Raw genomic sequence first — 17993 nt, forward strand, 5'->3', positions numbered from 1 at the left:
GAACAGCAAGGATTTATCACCGTCACTGACACAAAAGTCGGCTATTCACTTCCAGAATAGCGCTACTAACAATTCATTCAAGCCGACGCCGCTTCGCGGCGCAGCTTAATTCAGGCGTTAGCTGGCAAGAAGCTGCAGCGCCTGCGCCGGCCTCAGCTCCCGCCCATCGCTACCGAAAATCTTGTCCGCGTGTCGGATGTAAGTGGCGCGGGCTAGGTTTTCTTCTTCCGGGTCGTCGTTGATTTCATCCGCCGGCCCGCCAGTTGTCAGCTCGAAATCCCCGTATCTGACGTTGCGCGTGGCAATGTTCAGCGCCTCATCCTCTGAATCTGCCAACACCACGACATTGCACATCGCTTCAATCGCTACGCTGTAAACCTTCATCTCGTTCTCCGTCATTGTTCGTTGCCAGCTAACAGGCGGTTCAAGCCGACTCCGCTTCGCTACGCGGCTTAACCGCAGCGTTAGCCTTTATGGATGACTTCTTCATTCCCGATTCACCACCACGCTGTTCACGTTGTGGGCCAGATGAATACGGCGTGCTGTTGCGCTTCGGCTACGAAGCTGACAGGTTCGATGACGCAACGGCAGTCGCACGAGGGTTCTCGGAGCGCCTTGGCTGCGATGTGTTTGTCGTGCGTGCCGAGGACGCAGAGATCTGGCGCTTAATGCTGCAGGTGGACTGCGTATATAACCTCGCCCAAGAGCGTGGCCTCGGATCCTGCATTGACCATATTAACCATCCGTCACACAAAGTTGGTCAGCCATTTCATAGGCTGGCGTCGGACATAAATTTTCACGCCGCGATGGAACTTGCAGCCGAACGTTCCAGCATCACCGATGTCATGATTAGTTATGGCCCCGGTTGGTGCGTCACTACGCGAATCAACCATGAGGAGGAGGAACAGGTCAAACGTTTAGCTGGATATTTTGAAAACGAGCCCGACATCGCGTCGAAACTACGCGATATTGAAACGTTTTCTGAATACGTCCACGCAGCGTGCGATCACCTGTGAAGGCTAACAATTCGTTCAAGCCGACACCGCTTCGCGGCGCGGCTTAACTCAGGTGTTAGGTGGCAGGCTTGAAGACCCTCGCAATTTTGTTGGCACTCCTAGCATCCAGCGGCTCCGCACCTGCGCCGCAATTCCGAATTGCCCCGATCGAACGACTCGGGCATTTCATGGTGCTCGGTCGAATTACCGATGGATTTGAGGAAGAACTTCGCCTCAAGATTGCGGAGAATCCAAAAATTAAACGTGTCTACATCGAGAGTCCAGGTGGACTCACACTCCAAGCAAAGGGAGCTGCGCGACTGCTCAACGAACACGGTATTGCTGTGCGCGTCGCGGGTAAATGTGCAAGCGCATGCGTTCATCTCTGGGCCGCAGCGGATCATCGTGAACTGACCTCCAGTGCACGTCTCGGGCTCCACGCAGGACGACCAAGGAAGGAGGCTCCGGGACCGTTGGAGCTTTTGGCCGCACCGGCCAGGCAGAAGATTTCTGACGACATGTTGCGCCACGCTGGCTTTTCGGAGTCTTTGATTGCCAAGGCCCGCCAGATTCCCCACAAATCAATCCTTTGGCTAACACCAGCTGACCTCTCCGCAGCAGGCGTGCGATTCACTCTCATAGAGCCAGCCACCTAACAATTCGTTCAAGCCGACACCGCTTCACGGCCACAATCTTTCAAGGTATCTTGCGTTCTCTTTTGTGGCCGTGCAGCGGCGCGGCTAAACTCAGGTGTTAGACCTCAACGCCGACTTCAATGAAATCCTCGATCTCCAAATCATCAACGTCGCCGTCGCGCAGCTCGATCCGGCAGGCGTCCATGATTTCCCAGGACAGCATTTCGCGTTCGTAGCCGCGCGGGCGAGTATCAAGTCGTGCGCCCAACATTTCGTATTGCTCACGGGTCATTTCAACAACACCGCCAGCACGCCACCGGCCTTCAATGCTCACTTGCACCTTGATCTTGTTGCTCATGTCACTCTCCAATAAGTTGAGTGCTAACAATTCGTTCAAGCCGAGCCCGCATCTCGGCTTCAACGGGGTTTGAAATGTCCGGCATGCGGGCCGGCTTAACTCAGGTGTTATGCCCCAGCGCTGCTAGCGCCTTCGCATACTTCCTTCGCAGCCTTGCAGCCGTCTTTTCATCCAGTAGCGCAAGCCGTGCTTCGTCGGCGTTGTCGGCTATGTCGGCCAGCTTGACGCGCAGGGCTGCCGGGAACAGTCGGATGGATGCGTAATATTCGCTATTCGTCCCGGATGCGTGGCGTGTCAACATCACAACAGCGCCAACTATGTTCTGCGGAAAGCCGGCGTAAACTTCGTCCGCATGGCTCTCGGAGTCCTCCAGCACATCATGCAGCCACGCCACCGCCTCGGCTTCGGGATCGTCTGCCACCGCGGCCGCCACGCGCGCTACATGCTCAATGTACGGGCGTCCTGCCTTGTCCACCTGCCCGGCATGTGCGCGGTGCGCCAGGTCTTTGGCTTTCTCTACTAGCGTCATATCGTGCTCCGGTTGCTGGGGCATAACTCTGCGTCGCAGCGGATGCCGCTTCGCGTCACCGCTGAACTTGGTTGTTAGCCCCCTGAATGGAGATTCCTTATGTCCCAAGGTTACGATCATCTTTTTCAGTATCCCGCTTACATTCAAGGGCAGATTGATTCACTCCGCTCACTGATTCTTGCTCTTGCCCAAGAGATCCCGAAAGACCGATTCCGCGCAATGAGCCTTTATCGACTTGATGCTCTACGCACGGCGCTGCTTTCACAGCCAGTATCCGAAACGCGGCTGATTGCGGTTGATCATTTCGAGGAATGGGTTCGCAAGGTTTCTTCTTAAGTCCTTTTGCAATTAGTGATTCAGTGGCGTCGCGCTCACGTTCAGTATTTATCCACATGCGTAGATACTCCGGGGGTCTAACAATTCGTCCAAGCCGAGCCCGCTTCTCGGCTTCAACGGGGCTTGGAATTACCGGCAGCGGGCCGGCTTAACTCAGGTGTTAGGGCTTCATAAACACGAGCCAGTGGGTCAAGCCCTTCCGGCCAGACAAGTGACCGAACATCGGCGCGATTGGCGTCAGCGCCAGCACCTCGGTCACCTTCACCTGTGTTTCGTTCCACTTGAAAACCAGCACTCCGTCGGTGGACAACACGCGGAAGCATTCGGCAAATCCGGCGCGCAAGTCATCCCGCCAGTTCTCGCTGAGCTTCCCGTATTTCGCCGCCAACCAGCTTTTCGGGCCGGCGCGGACCAGGTGCGGCGGATCAAACGCGACCAGCTTGAACGTGCCATCCGCGTATGGAAGCGCCCGGAAGTCCAGCGGCACGTCTGGCTCAATCCGCAAGGTGCGCTGGCCATTCGCGTTCCCGTGCGATCGGTCGGTGACTGTGATGACCTCGCTGCGCTTGTCGCCGAACACCACGTTCGGGTTCTCGCGGTCGAGCCACATCATGCGGCCACCGCAGCAGGGGTCCAGCACTTGCTTTCCATCTGCGTCCAACTGCTTCTCCATAGTGTGCATTCCGCCCTAACAGGGCGTTCAAGCCGATGGCGTTCCGCCACGGCTTAACTCTGCGTTAGGTCTAGCATGAAATATCTCGTCGCCTTGGCTGTCCTTCTTCCAGCGATCGCTTTCGCACGCGACCTCGCGCCATCCAAGAATGTCGGCCTAGCGTCCACTCTTGGTCTGCTTGAGGAAATCGCAACCACCGATTCTTCTTCGAACCAACCGTACTTTGTGCGTGTCTTCGCAATTCCAGAAGCTGTGCTTGAGTGCGGGGGTCCTGTCGCATCCTGCCCAAGCGTAAAGCTCTACATCACGGCGTCATACGACGATCTGGGTGAGTCACCCGTTCTCTACCAACTCCCAGCCAGTAAGGGGTGGGAGTTTATCGGTTGGTCCAAGCCCGTCACGGTAGGCGAGACGCAAATGGCGAGCTTTCGGCTTCGCACAACATTGCCGGCCAATGTTTCTCCTGAAGCTCGCAAGGCGTGGCGTTCTCGTGAGTATCGGGTTCTTGTGAGTCCGTCTGGCGCTTCCTACACAGAGAGCTAGACCTAACTATTCGTTCAAGCCGAGACCGCTTCGCGGCTCGGCTTAAATGGTGACGTGTACCATCACGCCGTGCCGCGCAGCGGTCCGGCTTAACTCAGGTGTTATACCTTCTGGGAACACTAACCATGCCCCTATGTATCTTTTGCCGCAACGAGCGTGAACTCACAGAGGAACATATTGTTCCAGACTGCATCGGAGGCTCTCTGAAACCGAGGCTACTCTGCAAGGAATGCAACAGCAATCTCGGCAGCACAATCGACGGCCCGTTTTCCAACACCGTGCTGGTTCAATTGCCACGTCAGTCCTATCAGATTCCGGGAAAGGGCGGCTCAGTTCCCAATCCATTCGGTGCTTACGGAGCAATAACCCACGAAGGCCGGGAGTTGAGCGTCCGGCTTGATGAGCAATTCAAGCCATACGTCAAGCCGATGGTTACCGAGCAAAGAACCGATCAGGGTCTCGAAATCAGCATCACCATTGACAAGGAAGATGAAGGAGACATTGAGTCCATCCTTCGGAAAAAGATCACTCGCTACTACCGAAGTCTCGGTATGCCTGACGACGACATTCAAACCAAGGTAGCTCAGGCTGTTCAGGACGCCAAGAAGGTCGCTGTGCCGGTTTCCCACCAGCCAACAATCAAGTATTTGTTCTCAATTGATATCAACGTCCTTGTCCTCGAAAGCATCAAGATTGCCTACGAAATTGCAGCGCTTGAGTTCGGAGATATGTATGTAACCGGCTCTCCCGTCGCCGAGGCCCTTCGATGCGCTCTCCGGCATCAACGACGGGATGAAATTGCCGGTGGCCTCGGCATTGACCTCGGCCCTCTGAAGGCCATATTGCCTGGGCAAGATGCTCACTACGTCTTGCTACTTCACAACTCGTGCGTTGTGTCGATCTTCGGAATTGCCTCTACCATCGAATATTGCGGAGAGCAAGAAGCCTTCGCTCGTTCCATAGACGATGCTGTGCTTTATGTCTTCGATCCAGCCAATAGATCTCACACCAAATATCTTCTGGCCAATTTCTTGTTCCAACATGCCAACGGGAAGGCATAACCCTGCGGTCCACCGGACGCTGCGCCAAAAAGCGGCGCAGCGCCGGTGACCTCCACGTTAGATCACTTTGGAGAGTGTCATGGTTGCTGAAAAGGCGGTTCCGGAACACTTCGGCAAGGCGATGATTAATGCGGTTTCCGGGTTCGCACGCACCGGAATAGCGGATGCCGAAAAGCTTGACACGAAGTGGTTTGAGCATATCAAAGATGACAACGTCCGGAGCGCAATTTGCGATACCTTCCACGGAGCTAGATGGATATACAAAGTTGGCCTTGCGCTTCTTGTCGAGGACAAGGAGCAATTCGCGCATGTAAGAGCACAAGTAATTGACTATGGATCAATCTGCGAGACTATGCTTTCTGAAATGATTTCCCATGGTTTGCAGAAGAACAAGTTCAAAGGCCGTCAGTTTGAACACAAGTTCCCATCAGGCAACGCCAAGATTCAATGGAGTCGTTTTGGCGATCTCAGCGCAGCCGTCCGAGGACAGAAATTCTGGTGGCATATCGCCGTTGCCAAAGAAGAGAAAATTATTAATTCAGTACTAGTAACCGAGTTAGAGGCACTAAGGAAGGTAAGAAACACTGTCCATCTGACAGAAAAAATTAATAGCAACACCACATATCATCTTGGAATGTCTGCGCGAGCACTCGAAACTCTTCACAAGACTATTAACCAAACAAAAGCTTGGTATAACCGCAATAAGTGATCTAACTATTCGTTCAAGCCGAGACCGCTTCGCGGCTCGGCTAACGCGGTATCGTGTACCACATCGCCAAGCCGCTACGCGTCCCGGCTTAACTCAGGTGTTAGGCGCAGCTGTTCGTTCGTCGTGCATTGAAGCTTCTCTATCAAGGAGTTGAGAGCGTCATGATCTTCCTCGTCATTCTTCTCGTCGTATTGGTTGCTTGGATCGGCCTCGTGGTTCACGGCTATCTGAAAGGAATCGAGAAAGAGCTCACGACGATTCGGCAGTACCTGCAGAAGGACTCGATCTACGCCAACATCTCTATTCCCGCACAAGCAGAAGCATGGCTGGCCCACATCGGCCAGTCGCGGCAATCTGAGTGGAAACGCCCCGAGTAACGGCAGCAACCTGGTAGGTCAGAGTCTTTCAACTTCGGGCGAGGCATCGGATGTCTTCAGAGCTTGCGGCACTAGTCGGCGTCTTGGTCCAGCTTCTTGGCGCGCTCTATCTTGCAGTTCAGTCGTTTCGCACTCGGAGAGCGCTAAGCAAGTTTCCGTCTGCCGTCACGTACGACACCTTTTCGGCCAACATCGAGACGTTGTCGGCCGAGCTCCGAGGTCAGTTTCTGCATCAGGTGATAGGGTTTGCGGCTGTCCTCGTGGGCTCGGTCTTCCAAATCTATGCAATGCTCTGCGCCTAACATTTCGCTCAAGCGGACCAATCAATCGCTTTGCGATTGATGTGGCCGCTTAGCTCCAGCGTTAGGTATCATGGAAACACTATCTCTACTAATCATCTTTCCTCTCGGCGCACTCCTCATTGGAGTTGCATTCGCCATAGCTGCCTACTTGCGAGGGAAGGTGCTTCCAGGGGTAATCGCGGCGCTATGGGCAGCATACGGCGTCTATGAATACCTGATGTATGCGCGTGTTCTGTGTACGGGCGAGTGCAATATCCGCATAGATCTTCTTGTGATCTACCCGGTGCTCCTAATTGCTACTATTGCAGGCATCGTTAGCCTAGTTAGAAAAAGCAACTCGGCCCGCTGATGCCCAACCATTCGCTACAGGCGCGACGGCCCTGACTGGCCGCGGCCTAAGCTCAAACGTTAGGTTCTTCAGAATGCGACTAGCCGCCGCCGGCTTCATTCTTATCATTGCCGCCACCGAGGTCTGCGCAACAGAGCCTCTGATGGACTGTAACGATCAAGTAGTCAAGTACGACGACTCACACTTCGTGCCGCTGGAAAGCCGCTTTTCCGTCAAACCTTTGCTGCAAAGGCCCGACCGCGTACTCCGCGAAAGCGATCCGGAGTTCACTCCAGAGTCTCCTCATCGAACAAGAGCATTCAACCGTGTCGTCATCGCCGACACAATGAAGCCAGGGCCTTACTCCAATACGATCGACGTTTTCTCAACAAAGGGAGATGCGGTTTCTTGGCGTATCGAAATAGTGGGGCTCAGGGACAACGCACGCCTCAAGTGGATCAATGAGGACCTTCTCTTCATCCAAACTTGGTGGGGAAGGATCGTGTCCACTGACATGCTTTTTGAGGTCAGCACCGGACGGTTCGTTTACGCCAAGCAGGCCAACTACGGGCTGCTCGTTCAACCGTGCGAAGAACATAACCCCTCCGTCAAGGGGACTGGCCTGCGGCCAGCCCATTACGTCGAACGTTAGGTGCATATATGTCGATTTGGCGAGTCCGAGATGAGGATCTACCTACCTGGGTACATACATCCCTCGTAATGCTTATCGTCTCTCCTTTTGCATTCTTTCTCATTGTGCCTGGCGTGAGGGCAGTTGTTACAGCCACACTTCCACCCATAATGGGGCCAGATTTCGGTTATTGGCTGTTCGGAAAAAATACTTTGCATGGCGGCCACGCAGTTCTCGCTGGCATATCCCTAATCACTGGCGGCGTAGCATTCTTAGGTGTAGGTGCATCTTTTTGTCGCTGGGCGCAAAAAATTTCAACTATTCGGCTGACGCTTTGGGCTTACTGGACGTTTTGCGTTGCCTTGTACTTCTGCACACTTAAAATTGTGCTCCCTTAGGCGGTGCCAAATCATCGTTCAAGGTGACCGCCCGCCTCAAGGCGCGGCCAAAGCGTCATTTCATTGTGCTTTGCCCATCCCTCGCAATGGGCGGCGACGGCGAGGATCACTGAATCAGATCGGCACAACGCCGACCATGGCCAGCCGGACTTTCTGACATATCCGGGGATTCCCACACCGCGCCCACACTGGCCGCCATCCCCGCCGGCAACGTGCTATACCAACGCAACCCCCTCTTGGAGGTTGCCATGCGTCTGCTGCCCGCCCTTGCCGCCCTTCTGCTGGCCGCCTGCGCCGCCAGCCCACAGGCGGCCGCCCCCCGCCCGGAGAACACCGCCATGCCCACACCCACCGCCCCCGGTGAAACACCGTCTGCGCCGCTGATACTCGTCCTGTCGCTAGGCGAACACGCCCGCCTGCCCGATGCCAGCCAGCTCGCCTATCTCGCCCTGATCAACGATTCCCGCTGCCCACCGGGCGTGCAATGCGTCTGGGAAGGCAATGCCGAAATCCGCCTGCGCTGGACCCCCCCCCACGGCCCGGGAAAAGAATTCAGCCTCAATACCAGCCCGATGGGCGGCAAACCCACCACCGCCCGCATGGGCCAGTATGAAATCGAACTGCAATCACTCGACCGCGGCATCGCCCCGCAGGCCACCCTGCGCATTACGCAAACTGGCCAGTGACCAAGCCGAATGCCAAGGATGGTGGTGACACACATCGCCTTGACAGAGACCACCGGCGACGCACTATCCTAGCCAGACCTCGCTTTCGGAGTAGAACCCACCACCGCTGCGGCGCGGCTTAACTCAGGTGTTAGAGCCACCATGAAAGCAAATCGTTACTTCTTACATGGGGATGCTGACCCAGATAAGATTGACATTTACTACTGTGTCGCATGTGATATTTTCGCCAAAGAGGATCATTTTCAACATCACGGTTCTGAAAATTGGCGTTACCTAGAACGCAGCATAAAGAAGCTTCAATCAAGCGAGCTAGCCCACAGACCTGAGAACGCGCATAATCTGGCGGAAAAGTGGAAGCATAATGGCAGCATCAAGCTTTTTGAGCTATTACGGATCCGCTACACACGTATTCCGCTAACCAAGAGGAAGCGATTCGAGATCCTTAAGCGTGACTCCTACCGCTGCCAGATATGCGGAAAAACTGCCAAAGATGGAGCAAGACTTGAGGTAGATCATAAGGTGGCCGTGGCGAATGGAGGCACAAATGATGACAGCAATCTTTGGACACTTTGCTTTGACTGTAATAGTGGCAAGCGAGCAGGCAAGCTCTAACAATTAATTCAAACCGACGCCACTTCGCGGCACGGCTTAAATCAGGTGTTAGGTCTCTACTCACAAGGAGCGCTCATGCGTCCGTTATCTGTCGTTGCAGTTTCGCTGCTTGCCCTCTCGACCAATGCAACCATTGCCAAAGAGCTCGGTGGTAACTTGGACTATGCCATTCACTTGGAAGGCCAGGAAGCAAAGCTAACCCTGACAAACAAGTATTCTGAGTCCTCTGCCACCGTCACATCTGTAGCAGTGCTCTTGCCAGCGGAGCCCGGAAAAGAATCAAAACAGATTGTCGTCCCTATGTCTCAGGGCCAGCCGATCTCACCAAGAGTAACTATATCCCTCGGATCCGTGTTCGCTCTTGCGCAACAAGTTGCACCAAGCAAGGACGCCTCTCAGTTCAAAATGATTTCAGTTTCTGAAAACAACAGTTGTAGAAACTGTGATTCTGTCGGGTTCGCTCTCAAGATCAGCGTCGAGTATCTCGGTGGTATCAAGCAAGACACTCTAACCGAAGCCTACCTTCAGTACTTTGTGCACTGAGACCTAACCTTTCAGTTAACACGGACCGCTTGCAAGCTGCGCTTACAGGTTCCCTCCGCCGCTGCGCGGCTACGGCGGCCGGCTACCTCAAACGTTTGGTTGCTAAAGGAGATTTTTCGCATGTCGTCAACAAGGCTCTGGCTCGGCATCGTTATCCTGATTGCAACAGCCTTCCTCTTTTACAACGTTGCCAACGCATTCTTGGCAGACTCGGTTGAACAAATCGGCCTTCGATCTGTAGTGATAGCGCTGTTGAGCGCCTTCGCAGGTGGCATCGTCGCACGCAATGGGTTCGTTCTTCCAGCGATCGCCCTTTGGCTAGCCCTCTGGACCGTTACGGTCTACTTCCTTTATGCAATCGCGGCACCAGTCGATCCAAATCCGCTTCCAGGAATTGCTCGACACAACTGGGCTGCGTTCTTGGGTTCCGGTGTAGCAACCATCGTAGGCGCCCAACTTGGTCAAGCACTCGTCAAGAAGCGAGCGAGTCACCCGGCTGCAACCTAATAATTCATTCAAACCGACGCCACTTTGCGGCGCGGCTTAACTCAGGTGTTAGAACTCAGGGGATAGATTTTGCGCTACGGAATTATTGAACTCACGCAGGGCAACTTGAACAACAATCACCTATACTTGACGAGCATCATGGAACTTTTCCCCGTCGCCTCTATTGGTGGCAGCTCAGAGGCGGAGCTGGCGTCTCAACTCTTGGAGGTTCACTCTGGCATTGGCGAGCCAGTCATTACTGACATTGCAGGAGACAAGAAGATCTTCCGCAAGCGCGCCTGGGTCGGTGAGTTCTTTGCCACCCACCAGTTAAAGGCCGGAGACTGTGTCGTCGTCGAGCGTACGGGTCCTAACCGCTACCATGTCTATCCAAAGCGTACGGCTGAGTTCTAACAAGTCATTCAAGCCGACGCCGCTTCGGCGGCGCAGCTTAACTCAGGCGTTATGACTGCCGCTATGAAATTCAACGCGCTGTTCATTGGATCACTCGCAGGGACATTCGCTGCCGTTGCGGCTTTCGTAGTTTTTGACTCGCTGGGCTCCGGCTTCTTCCTATCCCAAAACCCCAAGCTGATTGTTTTTCCGCTCATGGTTGCAGCTGCACAAACGCTATTTCTGGTGATCCCTGCGCTGCTCTTGCTCAACCACCTCAAGCGACTCAATTGGATCACCTGGGTACTAATCGGCGCACTGTGCGCAGCACTCCCATGGAGCATCTTGCTGCTGGCCACCCCAGAGCTTGCTGTGCCAACTTTCCTTTGGCTTGCGCTGTGCGGCGCTATTGGCGGGATAGTCGGGTACATCACAGCCCGGGCGGTCAATCCCAGCGATTCGTCCAAGCCGACACCGCCTCGCGGCGCGGCTTAATTCGGGTGTTATAGACTGCATGAACCTCTTCCTTTGGATCGCCTTGTACCTAGCGAACACTGCCTTCGTGTGGTGGGTAGTGTGGGGCGGAGCTGCCGCGTGGTTCGAAGGCTGGCGTTCCTTGCTGATCGTGGACTGGTTCTTTGCTCTACAATGGAATTCGGAGCAGATTGCCCTCTACACGCTTGTCTGCTGGGTTGGGCACACGATCTGGTTTGTGGTGGGCCTGTTCGTTCCAGAAGTAAGAACCTTTTTCTGGTAGCTCGCACCGACGCCCCATCCCCTACGCAATCCGCTCCACCGACACGGGGTGTCGCGGCTGGCCGGTGACCAGGAATTGGTGCAGGTTATCGACCGTTGTGGCCGCAATAGCGGCGAGTGCTTCCCGGGTGAAAAAGCCCTGGTGGCCGGTGATCAGCACATTGGGAAAGGTGAGCAGGCGGGCAAACACGTCGTCCTGCAGCACCTGTCCGGACAGGTCGCGGAAAAACAGGTGGGCCTCTTCTTCGTACACATCCAGCCCCAGCGCCCCAAGCTGGCCGGATTTGAGCACGCGGATCAGCGCCTTGGCATCCACCACCGCGCCGCGGCTGGTATTGAGCAGCATGGCGCCCGGTTTCATCCGCGCCAGTGCCGCTGCGTCGATCAGGTGGCGGGTGGCCGGGGTCAGCGGGCAATGCAGTGACACCACGTCACTGCGCTCCAGCAACTCATTCCGTTCGACGTACTGCACCCCCATGGCGCGGACTGCCTCACTGGGGGCCGGGTCGGTTGCCAGCAGATGCACGCCAAAGCCGGTCAGAATCCGGCAGAACGTCGCGCCGATGCGGCCAGTGCCCACCACGCCGATGGTCTTGCCGTGCAGATCAAAGCCCAGCAGGCCATCCAGCGCAAAGTTGCCCTCGCGCACCCGGTTGTAGGCGCGGTGGATCTTGCGATTTAAAGCCAGCAGCAAGGCCAGGGTGTGCTCGGCCACGGCATGCGGCGAGTATTCCGGCACCCGCGCCACCGCCACGCCGGCTTCGGCCGCCGCGACCAGATCGACGTTGTTGAACCCGGCGCAGCGCAGCAGCACCAGGCGCACGCCCATGGCGGCCAGTTGCCGCACGACAGCGGCATCGACCTGATCGTTGACGAACACGCACACGGCCAGCACACCCTCGGCGGCGCCGACCGTCGCGGCATCCAGCCGCTGGTCGAAAAACACCCAGTCGATTTGCTGGCCGGGATCGGCGTCGGTCAGGCTGGTGCGGTCATAGCTTCGGGTACTGAACACCGCCACCCGCGGGCGCTGCGTCTGACTGGACGTAGCGGCCATCGCGCTGGCTGGCTGCGTTGGATCTGGCATTTCCCGTCCCCCCGTGGTGATCGACGCCCGCAATCGCGGCATGGTAGCGCCGGGCCGGCTTGGTGCGTCTTCTACGGCCTGCTTGCGGCGGAAGCTTCCGGGCTTTCGGCGCATATGCTGCCACGGCGACTTACACTCGCCCCATTGAAGCTCCTTTTCCCCGTTCCCATATCCAAGCAGCCCGCTGCCTGCGGGTGTGCTTGCCCCGGCAGGCCCTGCCTCACCAGCAGCGCATCGAAGGCAGCCGCCTTTTCGCCCTACGGAGCTACGCAATCTGACCGCCAGGAGTGTTCTGGATGGAACGGAAAAACCAATGGAATCTGGGCTACTGGTTGTTTGCCCTGCTGTCGCTCGTGATGCTGCAAAGCTACTGGCAGACCGCTGCCCAGGTCGAGCCGGTGCCGTATAGCGAGTTCGAGAAAGCGCTGGCGCAAGGCCGTGTGGCCGAAGTGCTGGTATCGGATCGCCTGATCACCGGCAAACTGAAAGCCCCGGACGCACGCGGCAAAACCACGCTGGTGGCCACGCGCGTCGAGCCAGACCTGGCCGAGCGCCTGTCGAAATACAAGGTACCCTACGCCCGGGTGGTGGAAAACACCTGGCTGCGCGACATCCTGTCGTGGGTGCTGCCGGCGCTGGCGTTTTTTGGTGTCTGGTTCTTACTGTTCCGCCGCTTTGCCGAAAAGCAAGGCGCGGGTGGCTTTTTGAGCATCGGCAAAAGCCGCGCCAAGGTGTACGTGGAGAAGAACACCGGCGTGAGTTTTGCCGATGTCGCCGGCGTGGACGAGGCCAAAGCGGAGCTGGTGGAGATCGTCGAGTTCCTGAAGAACCCGCAGGACTACGGGCGGCTGGGCGCGCACATCCCCAAGGGCGTGCTGCTGGTGGGCCCGCCGGGCACCGGCAAGACGCTGCTGGCCAAGGCGGTGGCGGGCGAGGCCGGCGTGCCCTTCTTCTCCATCTCGGGCTCGGAGTTCGTTGAGATGTTCGTCGGCGTGGGCGCGGCACGCGTGCGCGACCTGTTCGAGCAGGCACGCGCCCAGGCGCCGGCCATCATCTTCATCGACGAGCTCGACGCGCTGGGCCGTGCGCGTGGCGTCGGTGGCCCCGTGGGTGGCCACGACGAGCGCGAGCATACGCTCAACCAGCTACTGACCGAAATGGACGGCTTCGACAGCTCGGTCGGGCTGATCATCCTGGCGGCCACCAACCGGCCGGAGATCCTCGACCCGGCGCTGCTGCGCGCCGGCCGTTTCGACCGTCAGGTGCTGGTGGACCGGCCCGACAAAAAGGGCCGGCTGGACATCCTCAAGGTGCACGTGCGCAAGATCAAACTGGCCGCAGATGTCGATCTGGAACAGGTCGCGGCGCTGACCACCGGGTTTTCCGGCGCCGATCTGGCCAACCTGGTCAACGAGGCGGCGCTGGCCGCCACCAGGCGCCGCGCGCAGGCGGTTGAACTGCAGGACTTTACCGCCGCCATCGAGCGCATTGTCGCCGGACTGGAGAAAAAGAGCCGCGTGCTCAATCCGAAGGAGCGCGAGACAGTGGCCTACCACGAGATGGGCCACGCGCTGGTGGCGCTGTCCCTGCCCGGCACCGACCCGGTGCACAAGGTGTCCATCATTCCGCGCGGTATCGGCGCCCTAGGTTACACCTTGCAGCGCCCCACCGAGGACCGCTTCCTGATGACGCGTGCCGACCTAGAACACAAGATCGCCGTGCTCTTGGGCGGGCGTGCGGCGGAAAAACTGGTGTTCAGTGAGCTGTCCACCGGCGCCGCCGACGACCTGGCGCGTGCCACCGACATCGCCCGCGACATGATCACCCGCTTCGGCATGGACGAGGATCTGGGCTACATCGCCTTCGAGGCGCAGCGGCCGCGCTTTCTGGATGTGCCGGAGCTGGCGGCCGGCGGCTGCCGCGTGGCCGAGTCCACCCAGGCACGCATCGACGCGGCGATCCGCGCCATCGTGATGGACGCCTTCGAGCACGCCTTCCGCATTCTGCAAACCAACCGCGAGGTGGTGGAGCGCTGCGCGCGCGAGCTGCTGGCGCGGGAAACACTGGACGAGCAGGACATCCAGCGGCTGACCGTCGACCTTGTACGGCCATCAGCGTCAAACTCCGGGCCGCAGGCCTGACATTTCTCACGTTTTCCCACACAGGAATTGCACCATGCTCAAGATCACTCTGACCCACGAGGGCAGCGACCACGCCGCCCATCAATCCCTGCAGGCCGCCGTCGAGGCCTGGGCAAGTGAACACCTCGGGCCGCTGCTGGCCGGATACCCCGGTGACCTGCATCTGCATGCCACCGTCAAGCATCACAGCAAGGGCGCCGCCAAGTGCACCGCGCACTTGCGCCTGCACCTGCCGCGCAAGGATGTCCTGGTGGCCCACGGTGAGGCCATCGACATCCAAAGCGCGCTTGCCGAGGCAGAAAAACGCCTGCTGCGCGAGGTGAAGAAGCACAAGGAGCGGCTGCATGGCCAGGCGGACTACCGCCGCAAGGCACGCCGGGCCCGGCTGCGCCAACTCAAGGCAGCCCAGGTCGCAGTGCCGGAGCAGGTTCAGACGCAGACCCGCCATGGCATCGAGCCGCTGTTGCCGCAGCTTACGCGGATCGTGCGGCACGAGCTGGCCTATCTGCGCGCCAGCGGGGAGCTGCCCTCGCAAGACCCCAGCGTGCAGGACGTGGTGGATGAAGCCGTGCTGGCCGTGCTGACGCAGGGGCAAGCCGATCGCCCGGCGGAGACGCTGCTGCGCGAGCTGCTGCGCGAGGCCTTCCGGGTGTTGGATGCCGAGGTCGAGGCGCGACGCAGGCACGGCGAAATCGTGTCGCTGCAATCCAGCCCCGAACAGGACGCCGTCGATCAGGCCGAGGCCATGGTGCAGGAAGAGCTCTACGAGTTCTACCAGCCGGACGAGGCGTTGCAACTCAGCGATATCGTCGCCGACGACACCTTGCCGGCCATCGAGACCGACGAAACGCGCACGGACGACACCAGCGCCCGCGACTATGGGCTGGGGCGGCTGGTCGGCTTGCCCATCGTCTGGCGCCGGGTCTGGATGCTGGCCGAACTGGAGCGGCTGGCAATGGCGGACATCGCTGCCGTGCTGGATCTGGAACTGGCACGCGCCGAGCACCTGCTGGCGCATGCGCGCGCATTTTTCGACGCGCATCTGCGCCAGGCGGGCTTCTAATCTGCCAATCTCAACGCGTGCCACCGCATGACCTGCGCATGGCACGCGTCGCATCGGCGGCGCGCACTCCGGCCCATACGGGCCGGTTTCGCGTTATACGCCGGCGATATCTGACTTTCTGCCAGACTTGCTTCCCTCAGCCCGGCGGCATGCCGGGTTCTATCACCTCTGAGCCATGAACGCCGATCTGCTGACGCCAACCCTGATCCTGATGGCCGCCTGCAGCTTTGCGGCTCTGCTGACCGCCCGCCTGCACATCCCCTCCTTGCTGGGCTATCTGGGCGTGGGCGTGCTGCTGGGTCCGGCCCTGCTGGCCTGGATCGTGCCGGGTCCTGCGTTGACGTTTCTCTCGGAGCTGGGCGTGGCACTGCTGTTGTTCATGGTGGGCCTGGAGTTCTCGCTCAGCCATTTCTGGCTGACCCGCCGGACTGTGCTGCTGGCTGGATCCTTACAGATGCTGCTGGTGGCCACCCCGGTCGGGCTGGCACTGTGGTGGCTGGGGTTGCCGCCTGTTGGGTCGGCTCTGCTCGGTGCAGCGGCGGCCATGTCCTCGACCGCACTGGTTGCCCGGCAATTGGCAGAGCAGGACGAACTGACCACCCGCCACGGCCGAACAGCCATCGCGGTGCTGGTGTTCCAGGATCTGGCCAGCGTGCCACTGCTGGCATTGCTTGCCATCTGGGCGCGCGGCGAGGCGGTCAGCCCGTTACGCATCCTTGGCGAGGTCGCCGGCGTGCTGGCCCTGTTCGTCGTGGCGGCCCTGGTGGCCCGTCGCGTTCTGCATGGACTGCTGGCCTGGGTGGCGCGACAGGGGTCCGAAGAAAGCTTCGTACTTGTGTCGCTGAGTGTGGTCATCGCGGCCGCCGCTGCCGCCCACAGCATCGGGGTCTCCGCCGCGCTCGGCGCGTTTCTGGCCGGCATGGTGCTGGGTGAGAGCGACTCACGCCACCACATGGAACGGCACCTCAAGCCGTTCCGCGACGTGCTCTCGGGCCTGTTTTTCGTGACCCTCGGCCTGCAGCTGGACCCCACCCGGATCGTGGCCTCGCCGCTTCTGGTCCTGGCCGGCCTGGCTGCACTGATCCCGCTGAAAATGGGGCTGAACTACCTGGCCCTGCGCACGGCCCGGCTGTCCTCGGTCGATGCCTGGCGCACCGCAATCGCACTCGGCCACGGCGGCGAGTTCGCCCTGCTGCTGCTGGGCATGGCACTGCAGCACCGGCTGATCCCCGCCGCCATCGCCCAGCCGGCCCTGGTGGCCTTGGTCCTGAGCATGGCGATCGCACCGCTGCTGATCCGCCAGCACGAACGCTGGGCCGGTCTGCTCACTCGCACCACGCAGCTGGCGCAACCGCCCCAGGCCGAGGAAAGCGACATCGCCGTACACGCCTGCCAGTTGCAGGATCACATCATCGTCTGCGGTGCCGGCCGGCTGGGGCTGGCGGTCAGTCACGCCTTGCGCGAACGTGGGGTCCCCCATCTGCTGCTGGAAGCCAGCGACGCGCAAGTGCAGGACGCCCGGGCATCAGGCGCGCCGGTGTGCTACGGCGATGCCAGCCGTTCCGCCAGTCTGCTGGCCGCAGGGCTAGAACGGGCACGCCTGCTGATTGTGACCTACCGTCAGCCGATCCCGGCACAGCACACCGTGGCAACCGTGCGCCGGCATCGCCCCGATCTCCCCGTCATCGCCGTCTGCGCCAATGAACACGATGCCGAGCAGCTGCGCCTTCAGCCCGGTGTCCGCGTTTACCTCGAAACCGCAGCAGTTGGCATGGCGCTGGCGGAGGCCGCATTGAGCCGGGAAGCCTTTCCCGGACATCCGGACGCCACAATCACGGGCAGCGGCCATCGTGTTGATGGGCAACAGCACGCGGCAATCTGAGCTGTGGCGGTGGAACACATGACCAGCCCACGACGAGCGGATCGCACCATTCCTGCGCCTACCATGTCTCCGATGCAGCAGGCCTTGCGGTTTCTGCTGGAACTCGCCGCTTTGGGTGCAGTGGCGTTCTGGGGCGCAAACGCCGGCCAGACCCGCATGGGTGCGACCCTGCTGGCAACCCTGGCGCCACTGGGGGCAGCCCTGTTGTGGGCCGCCTGTGTGTCCCCCCGCGCACGGATTGCAATGCCCGTCTGGGCTCGATTGGCAGTTGAGTTGGGACTGTTCGCGGCCGCAGTCGCCGGATTGGCGGCGATCGGCGCCACGCGCTGGGCGTTGATGTTGGCAGGTGCAGTGTTGCTGCATGAAGGCTTGCGCTGGGTGGCGTATCGAAATCACCACACAAGCCGGCCCGGACCGCGCTAGCCTGTAGCGCATACCGCCGGCCACCGGCGCCTTTCCGTCCCGAGGA

Annotated in this window: 23 protein-coding genes; 18 read left to right on the forward strand and 5 right to left on the reverse strand. The window is 59.2% G+C overall.

Annotated features, from left to right (window positions below):
- Window positions 1–117: 117 nt before the first annotated feature.
- Window positions 118–384: a hypothetical protein gene (locus ACK4SG_RS06020; protein ID WP_409600741.1), complete on the reverse strand. Its 267-nt coding sequence runs from the start codon at window positions 382–384 to the stop codon at window positions 118–120.
- A gap of 89 nt (window positions 385–473) precedes the next feature.
- Here ACK4SG_RS06020 and ACK4SG_RS06025 point away from each other — a divergent pair, with 89 nt between their 5' ends.
- Together ACK4SG_RS06025 and ACK4SG_RS06030 are read left to right on the forward strand one after the other, a co-directional pair.
- Window positions 474–1016 (forward strand): hypothetical protein, encoded by a 543-nt coding sequence (locus tag ACK4SG_RS06025; RefSeq protein ID WP_409600743.1) that lies wholly within the window; start codon window positions 474–476, stop codon window positions 1014–1016.
- Window positions 1017–1084: 68 nt separating this feature from the next.
- Window positions 1085–1651 carry a hypothetical protein gene (locus ACK4SG_RS06030; protein ID WP_409600745.1) on the forward strand — a complete coding sequence of 189 codons (567 nt, stop codon included), beginning with the start codon at window positions 1085–1087 and terminating at the stop codon, window positions 1649–1651.
- Between the two features lie 97 nt (window positions 1652–1748).
- Here ACK4SG_RS06030 and ACK4SG_RS06035 read toward each other — a convergent pair whose 3' ends face one another.
- Together ACK4SG_RS06035 and ACK4SG_RS06040 are read right to left on the reverse strand one after the other, a co-directional pair.
- On the reverse strand, window positions 1749–1988 hold the full coding sequence (locus tag ACK4SG_RS06035) for a hypothetical protein (RefSeq protein ID WP_409600747.1): 240 nt from the start codon (window positions 1986–1988) through the stop codon (window positions 1749–1751).
- A gap of 100 nt (window positions 1989–2088) precedes the next feature.
- The gene (locus ACK4SG_RS06040) at window positions 2089–2517 is read right to left on the reverse strand and encodes an HD domain-containing protein (protein ID WP_409600749.1); all 429 of its coding nucleotides are present in this window, start codon (window positions 2515–2517) and stop codon (window positions 2089–2091) included.
- 99 nt (window positions 2518–2616) lie between these two features.
- On the opposite strand from ACK4SG_RS06040, the gene ACK4SG_RS06045 reads away from it, so the two are divergent.
- A complete protein-coding gene (locus ACK4SG_RS06045; RefSeq protein ID WP_409600751.1) occupies window positions 2617–2853 on the forward strand; it encodes a hypothetical protein in 237 nt (78 codons plus the stop codon).
- A gap of 160 nt (window positions 2854–3013) precedes the next feature.
- Here ACK4SG_RS06045 and ACK4SG_RS06050 read toward each other — a convergent pair whose 3' ends face one another.
- The gene (locus ACK4SG_RS06050) at window positions 3014–3526 is read right to left on the reverse strand and encodes an SAM-dependent methyltransferase (RefSeq protein WP_409600753.1); all 513 of its coding nucleotides are present in this window, start codon (window positions 3524–3526) and stop codon (window positions 3014–3016) included.
- A gap of 668 nt (window positions 3527–4194) precedes the next feature.
- Here ACK4SG_RS06050 and ACK4SG_RS06055 point away from each other — a divergent pair.
- The 11 genes from ACK4SG_RS06055 to ACK4SG_RS06105 all read left to right on the forward strand — a co-directional run bounded on the left by ACK4SG_RS06055 (window position 4195) and on the right by ACK4SG_RS06105 (window position 11352).
- Window positions 4195–5130 carry an HNH endonuclease gene (locus ACK4SG_RS06055; protein WP_409600755.1) on the forward strand — a complete coding sequence of 312 codons (936 nt, stop codon included), beginning with the start codon at window positions 4195–4197 and terminating at the stop codon, window positions 5128–5130.
- A gap of 79 nt (window positions 5131–5209) precedes the next feature.
- Complete coding sequence (locus ACK4SG_RS06060; RefSeq protein WP_409600757.1) at window positions 5210–5839, forward strand: hypothetical protein; 630 nt, start codon at window positions 5210–5212, stop codon at window positions 5837–5839.
- Window positions 5840–6000: 161 nt separating this feature from the next.
- Window positions 6001–6216: a hypothetical protein gene (locus ACK4SG_RS06065; protein ID WP_409600759.1), complete on the forward strand. Its 216-nt coding sequence runs from the start codon at window positions 6001–6003 to the stop codon at window positions 6214–6216.
- 724 nt (window positions 6217–6940) lie between these two features.
- A complete protein-coding gene (locus ACK4SG_RS06070) occupies window positions 6941–7498 on the forward strand; it encodes a hypothetical protein (protein WP_409600761.1) in 558 nt (185 codons plus the stop codon).
- Between the two features lie 625 nt (window positions 7499–8123).
- Window positions 8124–8561, forward strand: coding sequence for a hypothetical protein (locus ACK4SG_RS06075; RefSeq protein ID WP_409600763.1), 438 nt, complete (start codon window positions 8124–8126; stop codon window positions 8559–8561).
- 141 nt (window positions 8562–8702) lie between these two features.
- Window positions 8703–9173: an HNH endonuclease gene (locus ACK4SG_RS06080; RefSeq protein WP_409600765.1), complete on the forward strand. Its 471-nt coding sequence runs from the start codon at window positions 8703–8705 to the stop codon at window positions 9171–9173.
- A gap of 75 nt (window positions 9174–9248) precedes the next feature.
- Window positions 9249–9716, forward strand: coding sequence for a hypothetical protein (locus ACK4SG_RS06085; RefSeq protein WP_409600767.1), 468 nt, complete (start codon window positions 9249–9251; stop codon window positions 9714–9716).
- Between the two features lie 120 nt (window positions 9717–9836).
- Window positions 9837–10223 carry a hypothetical protein gene (locus tag ACK4SG_RS06090; RefSeq protein ID WP_409600769.1) on the forward strand — a complete coding sequence of 129 codons (387 nt, stop codon included), beginning with the start codon at window positions 9837–9839 and terminating at the stop codon, window positions 10221–10223.
- 126 nt (window positions 10224–10349) lie between these two features.
- Complete coding sequence (locus ACK4SG_RS06095) at window positions 10350–10616, forward strand: hypothetical protein (protein ID WP_409600771.1); 267 nt, start codon at window positions 10350–10352, stop codon at window positions 10614–10616.
- Window positions 10617–10679: 63 nt separating this feature from the next.
- Entirely contained in the window at window positions 10680–11090 is a 411-nt protein-coding gene (locus tag ACK4SG_RS06100) for a hypothetical protein (RefSeq protein WP_409600773.1), read from the forward strand.
- Window positions 11091–11109: 19 nt separating this feature from the next.
- Complete coding sequence (locus ACK4SG_RS06105; RefSeq protein WP_409600775.1) at window positions 11110–11352, forward strand: hypothetical protein; 243 nt, start codon at window positions 11110–11112, stop codon at window positions 11350–11352.
- A 21-nt stretch (window positions 11353–11373) separates the two neighbouring features.
- Here the strand turns inward: ACK4SG_RS06105 and ACK4SG_RS06110 are convergent, their stop codons facing one another.
- Complete coding sequence (locus ACK4SG_RS06110; protein WP_409600777.1) at window positions 11374–12408, reverse strand: 2-hydroxyacid dehydrogenase; 1035 nt, start codon at window positions 12406–12408, stop codon at window positions 11374–11376.
- Between the two features lie 326 nt (window positions 12409–12734).
- On the opposite strand from ACK4SG_RS06110, the gene ftsH reads away from it, so the two are divergent.
- The 4 genes from ftsH (at window position 12735) to ACK4SG_RS06130 (ending at window position 17947) form a co-directional block, all read left to right on the forward strand.
- Entirely contained in the window at window positions 12735–14579 is a 1845-nt protein-coding gene (gene ftsH / locus ACK4SG_RS06115) for an ATP-dependent zinc metalloprotease FtsH (protein WP_409600779.1), read from the forward strand.
- 34 nt (window positions 14580–14613) lie between these two features.
- Window positions 14614–15642 carry an HPF/RaiA family ribosome-associated protein gene (locus tag ACK4SG_RS06120; RefSeq protein ID WP_409600781.1) on the forward strand — a complete coding sequence of 343 codons (1029 nt, stop codon included), beginning with the start codon at window positions 14614–14616 and terminating at the stop codon, window positions 15640–15642.
- Between the two features lie 175 nt (window positions 15643–15817).
- Window positions 15818–17524, forward strand: a complete 1707-nt coding sequence (locus ACK4SG_RS06125) for a cation:proton antiporter (RefSeq protein WP_409600783.1) — start codon at window positions 15818–15820, stop codon at window positions 17522–17524.
- Window positions 17525–17596: 72 nt separating this feature from the next.
- Window positions 17597–17947: a YrdB family protein gene (locus ACK4SG_RS06130; RefSeq protein ID WP_409600785.1), complete on the forward strand. Its 351-nt coding sequence runs from the start codon at window positions 17597–17599 to the stop codon at window positions 17945–17947.
- The last annotated feature ends 46 nt before the right edge of the window (window positions 17948–17993 follow it).

The organism is Thermomonas sp., assembly GCF_046293095.1.
Lineage (GTDB): Bacteria > Pseudomonadota > Gammaproteobacteria > Xanthomonadales > Xanthomonadaceae > Thermomonas.